Genomic DNA, 12,529 nt, shown 5'->3' on the forward strand with positions numbered 1-12,529 from the left:
ATGGGAAAATGGAAAAAAAGAGCTTTGGTTAGTTCGGCTATGGCAGGGACGATGCTGGTGTCCGTTGCCTGCGGCAGCTCAGGGGGCTCTACGGATAACGGAGCCAAGGAAACGGCAGGGGCCACAAAGGCTCCGTCCGCTGCTTCTGCAGCACCTGCTACAGCTACGGCGCAGGCACCTCTTAACCTCACCATTGCTATCAGCCAGGTGGGAGATATTCCCGCCAAGGGCAATGTGGTGGAGCAAACCATCGAGAAGCTGACGAATACCAAGCTGGATATCCAGTGGATTCCGTCTACCGCCTACAATGATAAAATTAATGTCATGCTGGCCTCCAATGAAATGCCCAAGCTCCTGCGGGTGGTTCAAGGCCCGACTGTGGTGAACGCCATTGAGTCCCAATTGTTCTGGGAAGTAGGTCCGCATTTGAAGGACTACAAAAACTTGAGTGCGCAGAACCCGCAGTTTTTCCAGAACATCGCGGTTGAGGGTAAAATCTATGGCGTACCGCTGTACCGTAACATGGGCCGGGGCGCGTATGTCTACCGCAAGGACTGGATGGACGCGCTGAACCTGCAGCTGCCGAAGACCATGGATGACTGGTACAATGTTGTGAAGGCGCTAACATTGAATGACCCGGATAAGAACGGCAAGAATGATACCTATGGCATTGTGCTGAACAAGAAGTATAACGAAGGTGTCGCCTCCTGGCTGACCCGGTTCGCCGTCATGATGGGCGGGGTCAACAAGTGGAGCGTGGACAAGGACAATAACTTTACGCCGGAGCACGAAACCAAGGAATTTATGGATGTGCTGAACCTGTTCCGCAAGCTGTATGCGGAGAAGCTGATCAACCAGGACTTTGCCGTATTGGATGCCACGGAGCAGGAGAAGCTGTTTGATACAGGCCGCGCCGGTATCCGCTTCGCAGTTGCCACCAATGGCAAAAGCCAGCAGGACCGGCTGAGCAAGACCAATCCGGCGGCAGTGGTGGATGTGGCCAGCTTCGAAGGGCCGCAAGGCATCCGGATCTCCTCCGAGGCGGGCAATAACGGATTCTTCGTGATTCCTAAGTCCTCTGTGAAGACCGAAGCCGAAATGAAGCGGGTGCTGGGCTTCCTCGACGCCCTCATGGAGCCGGCGGCCTCCACGCTGCTCCTGCGCGGCATTGAAGGTACCCACTTCGGCAACACCGCTGATGGACGGACGGAATTCATCGGCGACGGCTTCAACATTTTCCAACGTGAGGTGAAGCCTTACCGGGATAACCTGACGGTGCTGGAGGGCTACAACGTGAAGCCCTTGAAGGATGTGCCCATTGGCGAAAAGGGAACCAAGATGGAGTCCGACGGCATCAAGTACATCGTCTCCAACCCTGCCTTGACCCTGAAATCTGCCACCTTGTCGGAGCGGGGCCAGGAGCTGGATCAGCTGCTGATGGATGCGGAAACCAAATACATCATGGGCAAGATTGATGAAGCCGGCTGGAAGGAAGAAATCAGCAAGTGGAAGAAAAACGGCGGCGACAAGCTGATGGCCGAGTATAAGGAATCCTACGCTAAGCTGAAGAAATAAACGCAGGCTAATAACATCTCCGCATGGAATAATGCGGGGGTGTTTTTTGCGTGACCTTATTTTCTTGTCATTTTGTTGACTCACACCTGTACTCCATATATATTGTTCATTGGAGGTGCAGATCATTGTCAATCATACGCAGTAATCTAAAGGAAATTATGGAAGTGCACGATCCCAAGTTATCGATACGCAAGCTTGCGAAGGATATCCATTATCACTTTGACTCTGTTCGTAGAATGTACAAGGATGAAATGGTGCAGTATCCGCGGGATCTGCTGCAGAAGCTTTGTGAATATTTTAATGTGCAGCCGGGTCAGCTTATTGTATTTGATGAGAGGGAATCAGGCATGCAGAATATAGATGAATGGAAAAGCGCGGAGGAAAAGGATCCCTCGGGTGTAAAATAGATTGAATTTATTTTTACAGGTAAACGCTCTCTAATTTGACAAGAAATTATGGTCATGTTATGATGGTGTTGACAAGAAATTATGGTCGGTTAATAGAAGGGGAGCCCTGAACATGATGCAGGGTTCCCCTTTTCACCTCATACCAAAAGGAGAGAAGAGATGAAAATCCAACTTTGCTTTACTGCCCATGGTCAAAAGGCAATCAATGAATTCGAGAACCATGAGCTTATTGAGTCCTTTTCCCGACACATGAAGACGCTGACCAAAAAATATACGGTGATTACCACTGTCCCCCTCATTGATAATCAGGATATCGCTTCGGCTGGTGTTCTGAACGTCAATTGTGAAGCAGAAACGAACGAAGCCAATATGTTTTTCAGGGAATTGGCACGGGATATGAAAAGTCCTCTCAACAAACGAATTACTGGAAAGCTGGGCAATATCTTCAATGCTAAAGTGGTAAAGTAACAATGTCCTTAACTCCGCAAAACCGCTGAGCAAGTTACAGCGGTTTTTTCTTGCAGTCTGGTGGCTTAAGCCCCTTCAGAGCGTGAGCTTTGTCACTTGTGCTATAATTTAAAGAAGAAACGATTTTATAGATAAGGGCGGATTGAACTTTCATGCACCACACGTTGTTAATTATCGGCGCAGGCGCATCGGGGCTTATGGCCGCGGTGACGGCGAAGGATCTGGGCATTGATACGGCCATTCTGGAGGGCAATGACCGGATCGGCAAGAAAATACTGGTGACCGGCGACGGCCGCTGCAACCTGACCAATACCTCTACTGCTTCCGGCACGGATGAGACGGCTGCTTTATCCGCTAAATTCCACGGAAATAGACCCGGTTTTCCTGTGAAGGTGCTGGAGCAGCTGGGTGTCCGGGAAACCATGGACTTTTTTTACTCCCTCGGGCTGCCCCTGACCCACCTGAAGGAGGGCATGATGTATCCCCGCTCCCTGCAAGCTGCGTCGGTGACGGACATCTTCGAGCTCGCAATGGAAGAGCGGGAAGTCCCTGTTTATTTGCAGCATAAAGTGGTGGAGATCGCGGTTTCAGATGGGCATCCCCGGTTTACGGTGCGGTGTCACACGGAAGCGGAGGAGCAGGCCGTATTTACCTGTGACTTCCTGCTTATTGCCACAGGCGGCCTGACTGCACCTCATACAGGGGCGGACGGCTCCGGTTATACGATGGCGGAACGGCTGGGTCATACCGTAGTGGACACTGTGCCCGCTATTGTGCAGCTCAAGGTACAGTATCCGCATCTGAAGGCGTTGTCCGGGATTAAGCTGCAGGGGAGAGCCCATATTCTGATTAACGGAGAGATTGTCCGCAGCGAATCCGGTGAGATCCAGTTTACGGAGTATGGACTATCCGGGCCGCCTATCCTCCAGCTCAGCCGGGAGGCCTCCGTTCATCTTGGCAGAGGCGACGCGGTCAGTGTGGCTGTGGATCTGATGCCGGGGCGCACCGAGGAAGAGGTTGTGGATTTCCTGGATATGCATTGGGGCATCTTCGGGCACCGGACGGTGGCGGATTCCTTCATCGGCATTCTCCACAAAAAACTGACTCCCGTGCTGCTGAAGGAAGCCGGTATTGACAAACAACCGAATCTGCTATGCCAGGATCTGTCCTGGAGGGCAAAGGCGATCTTCTACCGGATACTCAAGCATTGGGAATTCAAAGTGACGGATACCAACGGCTACGCTCATGCCCAAACTACTGCGGGGGGCATTGATACAGCCGAGCTTGCAGATGGAACGCTGGAATCCAAGTTGGTTCCGGGGCTTTATTTTGCCGGCGAGGTGATGGATGTGGACGGGGATTTCGGGGGATATAATCTGCAATGGGCCTGGAGCTCCGGCTACGCGGCCGCCAAGGCGGTTGCTGAATCTATGAAGCAAAAGGATGTTTCTATATGAAGGTGTACCAGAATTCCACCCATCATCAGGTTTTTGTGATCGGAGCCGGGGCAGCGGGGCTGATGGCGTCGGTGACGGCCCGGGACCTGGGGCTGGATGTGGCGATGATCGATAGCAATGACCGTATCGGCAAAAAGGTGCTCACCACCGGCAACGGCCGCTGCAATATTACTAATGAATCCACGGCAATGGGAACCGAGGAAGCGGTGGCGCTGGCGCGAAAGTACCACAGCAATAACGCGGGTTTTCCGCTGCCTGTTCTGGAGCAGTTCGGCATCCGCCAGACCATCGATTTTTTCTTTATGCTGGGACTGCCGCTCATCAGCCTGGAGGATGGCCGGATGTATCCCATGTCCTTGCAGGCAGGGGCGGTGCTGGATATCTTCCAGCTGGCGTTGGAGGACCGGAACGTTCCAGTTTATTTCAAAAATAAGGTACTGGATGTGACGGTTTCGGAGGAGTACCCGCGGTTTTCGATCCTGTGCCAGAACGAGGCGGGAGAGGAGCATGTCTACACCAGCGAATACCTGATCCTCTGTACGGGAGGGTTGACCGCACCCAAAACAGGTACAGACGGCTCCGGGTATACGCTGGCCGGGCGTCTGGGCCACACCCTCGTCAACCCGGTGCCGGGGATTGTGCAGCTGAAGCTGGATTATCCGCATCTGAAGGAGCTGTCCGGCGTCAAGTTTGACGGGACAGGCCGGATTCTCGTGAACGGGGAGGTCATCCGCAGCGAGTTCGGGGAAATTCTGTTTACGGATTATGGCCTCTCCGGTCCGCCTATTCTCCAGCTCAGCCGGAAGGCTGCCTTTTATCTGGCTCAGGGGGAAGAGGTCATCCTGTCGGTTGATCTGATGCCCGACCGGACGGAGGAGGAGGTGGCGGAGTTCCTGAACGGGCATTGGCGCATCTTCGGGCACCGGACGGTGGCCAATTCCTTCATCGGTGTGGTCAACAAAAAGCTCATCCCCATCCTGCTGAAGGAGGCGGGCATTGGCGAAAGTGATACGGGATTGCTGTGCCGCGACCTGACGGAGGAGACGAAGCACACCTTCATCCGGTTAATGAAGCAGTGGGCATTCCGGGTCACGGATACCAACAGCTTCACCAACGCCCAAACCACAGCCGGAGGCATCGATACCACGGAGCTGACGGAGGGCACGCTGGAATCCAGGCTTGTGCCGGGACTGTATCTGGCCGGAGAGGTCATGGATGTAGACGGGGACTGCGGCGGGTATAACCTGCAATGGGCCTGGAGCTCCGGTTATGTGGCGGCAACCGCTCTTGCGAAGCGGGTGGCGGGGGTTTAAACGGCAATGGGGTCATGAATAGGCGAGACATGCCGCGGCAGCAGAGGGTACTCTGACGCCGCGGATTTTTGTGTACGAGAACAAGAAGCGTGTGGTAAAAAATAGGGCAGAAATATAGAAAAATACATGAATATGAGCTAATGATTATATCGGAAATATATCCCATTGTGCTAATCTGGGGATGTTTGGAAGCTGCTTGTCCGTTTATTAATATGAAGAGAATAGAGGTGGGGAAAGGAACTGCAAGGTTTTGTGGTTGCGCTTTCAATTGAAGCTGGTATCACACTAAAACCAGGAGGGATCATTAATGAACCGGAAGATCAAGCATGCCATTAGCATTGCCCTGTTATTTACCCTTGTGATTTCCTTATTGTCCGGAGGGTTCATCAATTCCACTACACATGCCGCCGGTGTAACGATTGCGGGGAGCGGCGGCTGGAATGAAACGGCTTATGTCCAGTGGTCGCCAGTGAGCAACGCGCAAGGTTATAATGTCTATGTAAAACCGGCCAGCGCAGCGGATACCCAGTATAAGCAGCTGGATAACCAACTGATCCGCAAGTATCCTTCCTACTGGAGAGCGGATGCGGTGGGCCTTGCTGCCGGCAGCTATGTGATGAAGGTGGAAGCACGGCTGTCCGATGGTTCCACTGCCACGGCCGTATCCGGTGCTTTGGCTGTAGCGGCCCATGACCGGTCGGGGTTTGCCTTCTCCCCTACTTCGCAATATGGGACAGGCTCAGGTGCTTATAACAACGACGGCACCCTGAGAACCGGGGCCAAGGTGGTGTATGTGACCTCCCAGACAGCCAAAACGGTTACGCTGGATGTGAAGATCAATAGCTCTGGCGGCTTACAAACCGCTGTTGGCCTTGGAGAAATTCTGAAGCTCCGGCAAAAGGGCTACGATACCACTCCTCTTGCTGTTCGCTTTATCGGGAAAATTACCGCCTCCGACATGAGCGGCCAGTTGAACAGCAGCGGCTACCTGGAGGTAAAGGGGAAGAACAACTATGCTGAAATGAATCTGACCCTGGAAGGGATCGGCAACGATGCCTATGCCTACGGATGGGGAATGCTCCTCCGTTATAACGGCAATGTGGAGGTCCGGAATCTGGGCCTGATGCTGTTCCCGGATGACGGGATCTCCATGGATACCGGCAATGTCAACGTATGGGTGCATAACAACGACGTATTCTATGGAAGTGCCGGCGGAGATGCCGACCAGGCCAAGGGAGACGGCTCCACTGACCTGAAGGGCGGCTCCACGTACATCACCATTTCCTACAACCACTATTGGGATTCGGGAAAATCCTCCCTGGTGGGCTTGAGCGAGTCCTCGCCGTTCTATGTGACCTTCCACCACAACTGGTTCGACCATTCCGACTCCCGCCATCCGCGGATCAGAGTGGCATCGGTGCATATTTACAACAACTACTTTGACGGTGTTTCCAAATATGGGGTGGGCATGACCTCAGGCGGTTCCGCATTCGTGGAATCCAACTACTTCCGGAACACCAAATACCCCATGCTGATCTCCCTGCAGGGGACGGACGCTCTGGGTGAAGGCACCTTCTCCGGTGAGCCCGGGGGTGTAATCAAGGCTTACAATAACACCATTGTGGGTGCAACCGGTCTGATCTACGCCAACTCCAATGCTGGTACGGCACCGGCTAATGCAACCTCCTTCGATGCTTATCTGGCTGCTTCCCGGAATGAAGCTGTTCCCAGCTCGTACAAGGCGGTTTCTGGCGGGACCTCGTACAATAACTTTGACACCACCGTGAATACGGGAGTCAGCGCATCGGCCGTGGACAATGTGGCTAATGTGGAGCAAGTTGTAAAAGCCAAAGCAGGACGTCTTGGCAGCGGCGACTTCACCTGGACATTTAACAACGCGGTGGATGATATTTCCTATGCTCTCAATACAGCGCTGATGGCTAAAATCACAAGCTACACCACCCAACTGGTATCCGTAGGCGGCAACTCCAGCACAGGTCCGACTCCGACACCAACGGCCACGCCGACCGCTACACCAACACCGACGCCAACAGCCACACCGACCGCAACACCAACCGCAACACCAACCGCAACACCAACCGCAACACCGACTCCGGTGCCCGGCGCCAATATCCATAACTTCACCACCTCCGGCACCACCAGCAGCTTCTTCAACATACAGGGCAATCTGTCTACCACCAAAGGCACCGTTGCCTATAACGGCCTGACCCTGACACAATGCCTGAAAATCGAAAGCTCCACCAGCATCAGCTTCACCACCACCAAGGCGTCTACCTTAACCCTGGTGCTGAATTCAGCGGACGGCACCAAAATCAAGGTAGACGGCACCAGCTACAGCATGACAAGCGGTATCGTTACCGTTTCCCTGGCCGCCGGCTCCCACACCATCACCAAAGCGGACACCACCAACCTGTTTTATATGAAGGTGGAGTAAGGGAAAGAACGTATAATAAGGCGAGGCCCCCAGCCAGTTGGTTGGGGGTTCTTTTGTAGTATGCCAACAGGGGTGATGTCTCTATCTTGATTAATATTTGTAAACTGAACCCATTTGGCTTATATGTTATAATATTGGAAAGTCGGGTTTGGAGGTGACTGGGATGCGATGGGATGAGGTGCGTGAACAGTTTCCGAATGAATGGATCGTCTGCGAGGCATTAAAATCTCGTTTGGAAGAGGGATATTGGCTTGTTGACGAAGTGGCCGTCATAGATCGTTTTGATGATTCCGCCGTTGCTATGAAGCGGTATTACGAATTACATCGTGCCCAGCCTTATCGGGAATACGGCTTTTTCCATACATCCAGAGAAAAACTTCGATTACGTGAAAAGTGGGCTGGAGTGAGAGGTCCCAGATGAATATAGATATAAGGTATGGCTCGGCAAGGACAATATTTAATGCGGATGCTGTGGATGTTATTAGGGTTAAGGTTGAACCCGACGATTTTATGAACAAAATCAGAGGCGTAGGGGGAATAGAGGTCGTGTATTCCAAGCTATTTTATTTTGTGAAAGTTGGGAAAACCAAACTGCCAGCTTTTGAAGTAGAAATTGGCGAAATGAATTATGGCATGGAGATAGATGGCATAATTGGATTTGATTTTATCCATTCGGCTGGTCTGGTGAATGACGCGAAGGAACTAAACGTACTGGCTAATCATTGAATATATTTCACCTAAACATACCTTCAGCTTTTGACAGTGGACGGTTTAGATTTACTATAAACCCCCAAAGGCGCTAACTGAGCTTTTCAGTGAAGCGCCTTTCTTTGTCTGCTAGGCCTTGTTTTGTATCTCCCTAAGCCTGCTGATCTCCCACGTCAACATGCTCTTTTCGATTCGTAAATGCAGCAGTTCTGTCTGCAAATCCTTCATGATCACCTGAACCGCGGAAAGGATAGCTTTGGCTGTTGGGAGATGAATGGCCTCTGCCTTTTCCGAGATCAAATCCAGAAGGTGATCGGTGCATTCTTCACAAACTTGAATCCCCATGTAAAGCTCGTCTTCCTCTTCGATCATTCCATTGTAATCATCCAATAATTCGGCCAATTTCGTCACCCTCTATTATAAATCCAACCATTCTTCCTAATGAGGATATCACATTTACTTTATCCACTTGGTACGTATATACGTAATTCTCGATAGGGAAGTATATACACTCAAATCCCAGTTGTGTGACTGAAGATTAACAAATATCTCCACAAAAATGTCCGGATCGCTTATACTAAGATTCGACAGAAACTTATTGTTAGGCATTACAATTTTTATTGACTATATAATTTATTTACCAGACTAAAATCAATGATAAAGCCATGATTTCATGGTGACTTGATAAACTTTGAAATAAAACAGGAGGCACAGATGGCCAAAACCTATCATGCAGAAGGAAGACAGCTTGCTAATTTACTGAGAGCCATAATAGTCCTGCTTGCAGTAGGGTTATTTTATATCGGAGCCCATTGGGGCGTCGCTGTTGGAGTGTTTTTAGGAGGGCTTATATTCGCAGAAATGATAGGGAGCATGTGGACTCAAAAACGCAGAGAAGAAAAGAAAAAACGTGGCAGAGCTCCAAGGACTGCTTCAGTCAAACCCCATTCTTCCACCTCCATACACGTTTCCAAAGGTTGTAGAACGGATGCAGAAATTCTGGGCAGTGCCTTTCATGAAATGTCTTGGGCGGAGTTTGAACGATTGTTGGCTTTATTTTTCCGGGATCAAGGCTACGAGGTTAATGAAGTAGGAATTGGCGGGAATGATGGCGGAGTGGACCTGGTCATACGAGATAGACGTGGGAGAAAACAGCAGTTCAGGCCAAATGTTACGCTGATCACCATTTGGTCCCTGTGCAAATGGTAAGGGAATTGGTTGCAGCCAAACGGAACCATGATTGTATTCTGACCCTCCTTGTGACCACCTCCGACCTAACCGGACCTGCCAAAAAGGAAGCCGAGCAATTTAAAGTGGATTATTGGCACGGTGCTCTGCTGGAACAAAAACTGCGGTCTTGGGGAAAGTGGCAACCGGGAAAAAAGGCGTCAGGTAAGGATCGGGAGATGACTTCCGTCAAGAAGGAGCTTTCTTCGACGCGCAAAGAAGTAGCAGTGGCAAGTTCCGTTACCTGCAAGTGCGGAGCCGCGATGGTCAAACGTAAAACCAAAACCGGCGAGGAGTTCTATGGCTGTACCACCTTCCCAGCCTGCCGGCATACCAAATCAATGTGAGAAGGGTGAGGCCATGTCCAGGAGAAAAAAACTATCGATTTCCATGTTATTGGTGGAAGGAATAGCGTTAGTGTGTATGTTGAAGGTATTTGTATGGGTAATCGGCAATAATGTGATGAAGTCTCCTTTTAGTGTGCCGGAGCTGGATTATGCCTTGTTTGGCCTTGGGGCATTACTGGTTCTCCGGGTTGGTTACGTTGTGGTTAAAGCCAAGGTATCGAATAAGGCAGCTCCCAATAAACCTGTTGGTGATAATGAACTTGAACTTTCCTCTATAGATGAGCATGTCTGTGCCTACTGCGGCAAAGCGGTTAGTGAGAAGGTATGGAATTATTGTATAGCCAATTCTCATAGGTTTCATGGGGGAATTTATTGTTACGACCACCAGCGTTCGGTAAGGTAATACATTTTTTTTCACAGCTAAGGAGGCTAAAACATGAATGCAGCTAATCTATTAGAAAAAGGAAATTGGTATGGAACATGCGATCCGAGCGGTGACATTGCATCACTAAGAGCTGCTCTTGCAGAAGCATCGGCAGAAACGGACATCGCTCTGATCATCACGGAATTATTCAAATTGGGTGACTTTGCCGCTAAGGCCATGTTCATTCAACAGATGAATACGACGAAAAACGAAGGTTTAATGAATGCATACATACGCTTATTTTGTTTGGTCGCCTCACATCAGGATCTGATGAAAGTGGAAAACCTGGCCTTCCTTTCCGACTTATCCGAACAAAATGCCGATACCTTCGCTTCATCTGCCGTTCATACATTATCTTATGAGGCCGTTCCTTATCTGTTGGCTATGCTCGACGAATGGGAGGATACGAATGTAGAGGAGACCATCCGAAACGCATTGGATATCTTCCTGAATTATTCCGATGAGCTGGATGAAAATGCGGCTGTAGATGAGATTGGACAGTTCTATCTCGATCTGATGAAGAAGGTGGATGCGGACAAGTATTACTATTACTCCGCCCCGGTATTTCCGGCGCCGCTGGCCAAGAAGCTGATTGAGAAGTCAGCTGCGTCGCGGCATGAACAAGCTCCGTTAGGAACCCATCTTATTCCTTCCTTGCTGTCAATATGGAGCGGCATTAACTGCCCCATTGAATATAACACCGTTGTGGACGACAGGCTGCTTGAGGGAGTTTACCATTATGTTCAGGCGCTTTCTGAGATGGATTGGGAAGCTGGTGTGAAATATTTTTATGGACATCCCATAGTCTAGGCATAAACAGAGAGATTCGCACAAAGAAGTTGGATGGAAAACATGACGTTTTCCGCTCAACTTTTTTATTTTGCAAAATGAACCTCATGCCGGGATGAGTTGTCAATTGAGTGGAGGTGAAGCATTTGGGCCATGACCACTTAAGATATATGGAAAAAATGGATCAAAGCATGCTGGAGGAGTTAATGCGGGATTACGGTCATGACGTATGGAACTTCTCGTTTTTTCTGACGAAAAACCATGTCCTTGCAGATGACATTACCCAAGATACGTTCATCCAGGCATACCGCCATGTTGCAGGTTATAGAGGTGAAGCCTCCGTAAAAACCTGGCTGCTTCGAATCACCCGCAATATTAGCTATAACTATATGAAGTCCGCCTTCATCCGCAAGGTGTTTCTATTCGGTCTGGCAAGTTCAAATGAAACCAGCCGCTCCGCGGAGGATGCATTCTTGGAGAAGGAAGCGGCGAATGAGGTGTGGCGGCAGGTATTCGCGTTGCCCACCAAGCTTAGAGAGACCCTTGTGCTTCATGCCAAGTATCAATTATCTATTCAAGAGATTTCAAACGTCCTGCAAATTCCGGAAGGGACGGTGAAATCGAGACTATTTACGGCCCGTAAAATGATCACGAAATCCTTGGAGGGGGTGGATAGAAGTGAAGTCAATGAGACCAAGCTGGTATGATGCGCTGCAAGAAAAGCCTCTAGCTAGTGCTTCTTTCAATGATGAATTGGCCACAAGGATCAGGCAGAAAGCACAATCCCTGGAGTCCAGAAGAGGAAGCTCAAGAATACGAGGCGTAGTATACGGGACAGCATGCCTGTTGCTTTGTTTATTTGTATTCTTCATCTATTCAAAGACTGCCTTTAAGTCAGATCCCATCACACTAAAAGGAGTTTATACCGTGGAGGCGGAATCCGGCCAGCCTATTATTTTTTCTATGGATATAAATACCGGAGGAGCATTGCTTATCGCGGAGCAAGGAACGTCCAGGGTTAGTTTCTATATACCGCAAGATAAAAAAGGAATGAAGACGGGAGATGGTTTTGTTGCCGGATCGGCCGGTATTGAGACAATCCCTATTCTTATGGGGGAGGTGCTAAGCCCGGATATCACCCGAATACAAATAACGGATAACGAAAACCAATCATTCCAAGCCCGAATAGTTGCCCATGCAGACAAGCGGTATTGGTTTGCCACCCAGCCTAACCGGAAAGAAAGGGCCCTATGGTATAGAGTCGTGGCTATAGGGGCTTCTGGGGATACAGTCGGGGAAGAAGTGTTGTTTTAGCGGAGTAGCCTGCAAGTGGCACAAGTATAATCCTTCTGCATAATG

Annotated in this window: 14 protein-coding genes and 1 pseudogene; 14 read left to right on the top strand and 1 reads right to left on the bottom strand. The window is 50.1% G+C overall.

Going from position 1 to position 12,529, the window contains the following annotated elements; genetic code table 11:
• The 8 genes from ACI1P1_RS12560 (at position 1) to ACI1P1_RS12595 (ending at position 8,401) form a co-directional block, all read left to right on the top strand.
• Positions 1–1,575: an extracellular solute-binding protein gene (locus ACI1P1_RS12560; protein ID WP_416216731.1), complete on the top strand. Its 1,575-nt coding sequence runs from the start codon at positions 1–3 to the stop codon at positions 1,573–1,575.
• 50 nt (positions 1,576–1,625) lie between these two features.
• On the top strand, positions 1,626–1,982 hold the full coding sequence (locus ACI1P1_RS12565; RefSeq protein ID WP_416216732.1) for a helix-turn-helix domain-containing protein: 357 nt from the start codon (positions 1,626–1,628) through the stop codon (positions 1,980–1,982).
• A gap of 159 nt (positions 1,983–2,141) precedes the next feature.
• A complete protein-coding gene (locus ACI1P1_RS12570; protein ID WP_416216733.1) occupies positions 2,142–2,450 on the top strand; it encodes a hypothetical protein in 309 nt (102 codons plus the stop codon).
• A gap of 152 nt (positions 2,451–2,602) precedes the next feature.
• Positions 2,603–3,907 (top strand): BaiN/RdsA family NAD(P)/FAD-dependent oxidoreductase, encoded by a 1,305-nt coding sequence (locus ACI1P1_RS12575; RefSeq protein ID WP_416216734.1) that lies wholly within the window; start codon positions 2,603–2,605, stop codon positions 3,905–3,907.
• Entirely contained in the window at positions 3,904–5,220 is a 1,317-nt protein-coding gene (locus tag ACI1P1_RS12580) for a BaiN/RdsA family NAD(P)/FAD-dependent oxidoreductase (RefSeq protein WP_416216735.1), read from the top strand. Before ACI1P1_RS12575 ends, ACI1P1_RS12580 begins: the two co-directional genes overlap by 4 nt.
• A 307-nt stretch (positions 5,221–5,527) precedes the next feature.
• On the top strand, positions 5,528–7,675 hold the full coding sequence (locus ACI1P1_RS12585) for a pectate lyase family protein (RefSeq protein ID WP_416216736.1): 2,148 nt from the start codon (positions 5,528–5,530) through the stop codon (positions 7,673–7,675).
• Between the two features lie 163 nt (positions 7,676–7,838).
• Entirely contained in the window at positions 7,839–8,096 is a 258-nt protein-coding gene (locus ACI1P1_RS12590; protein ID WP_416216737.1) for a hypothetical protein, read from the top strand.
• A complete protein-coding gene (locus tag ACI1P1_RS12595) occupies positions 8,093–8,401 on the top strand; it encodes a pepsin/retropepsin-like aspartic protease family protein (protein WP_416216738.1) in 309 nt (102 codons plus the stop codon). The genes ACI1P1_RS12590 and ACI1P1_RS12595 overlap by 4 nt, the downstream gene beginning before the upstream one ends.
• 111 nt (positions 8,402–8,512) lie before the next feature.
• Here ACI1P1_RS12595 and ACI1P1_RS12600 read toward each other — a convergent pair whose 3' ends face one another.
• Positions 8,513–8,785 (bottom strand): hypothetical protein, encoded by a 273-nt coding sequence (locus ACI1P1_RS12600; RefSeq protein ID WP_416216739.1) that lies wholly within the window; start codon positions 8,783–8,785, stop codon positions 8,513–8,515.
• A gap of 618 nt (positions 8,786–9,403) precedes the next feature.
• Here ACI1P1_RS12600 and ACI1P1_RS12605 point away from each other — a divergent pair.
• The 6 genes and pseudogenes from ACI1P1_RS12605 to ACI1P1_RS12630 form a co-directional block, all read left to right on the top strand.
• Positions 9,404–9,708, top strand: a pseudogene (locus tag ACI1P1_RS12605) (restriction endonuclease); the annotation flags it as partial.
• A 165-nt stretch (positions 9,709–9,873) separates the two neighbouring features.
• Positions 9,874–9,957 (top strand): topoisomerase DNA-binding C4 zinc finger domain-containing protein, encoded by an 84-nt coding sequence (locus ACI1P1_RS12610; protein WP_416216854.1) that lies wholly within the window; start codon positions 9,874–9,876, stop codon positions 9,955–9,957.
• Between the two features lie 13 nt (positions 9,958–9,970).
• A complete protein-coding gene (locus ACI1P1_RS12615) occupies positions 9,971–10,360 on the top strand; it encodes a hypothetical protein (protein ID WP_416216740.1) in 390 nt (129 codons plus the stop codon).
• Between the two features lie 33 nt (positions 10,361–10,393).
• Positions 10,394–11,191 (top strand): Imm47 family immunity protein, encoded by a 798-nt coding sequence (gene imm47, locus ACI1P1_RS12620; RefSeq protein WP_416216741.1) that lies wholly within the window; start codon positions 10,394–10,396, stop codon positions 11,189–11,191.
• Positions 11,192–11,301: 110 nt separating this feature from the next.
• A complete protein-coding gene (locus ACI1P1_RS12625) occupies positions 11,302–11,877 on the top strand; it encodes an RNA polymerase sigma factor (protein WP_416216742.1) in 576 nt (191 codons plus the stop codon).
• On the top strand, positions 11,849–12,484 hold the full coding sequence (locus ACI1P1_RS12630; protein ID WP_416216743.1) for a hypothetical protein: 636 nt from the start codon (positions 11,849–11,851) through the stop codon (positions 12,482–12,484). The genes ACI1P1_RS12625 and ACI1P1_RS12630 overlap by 29 nt, the downstream gene beginning before the upstream one ends.
• The last annotated feature ends 45 nt before the right edge of the window (positions 12,485–12,529 follow it).

This window comes from Paenibacillus mesotrionivorans (genome assembly GCF_046098205.1).
Classification (GTDB): domain Bacteria; phylum Bacillota; class Bacilli; order Paenibacillales; family NBRC-103111; genus Paenibacillus_AR; species Paenibacillus_AR mesotrionivorans.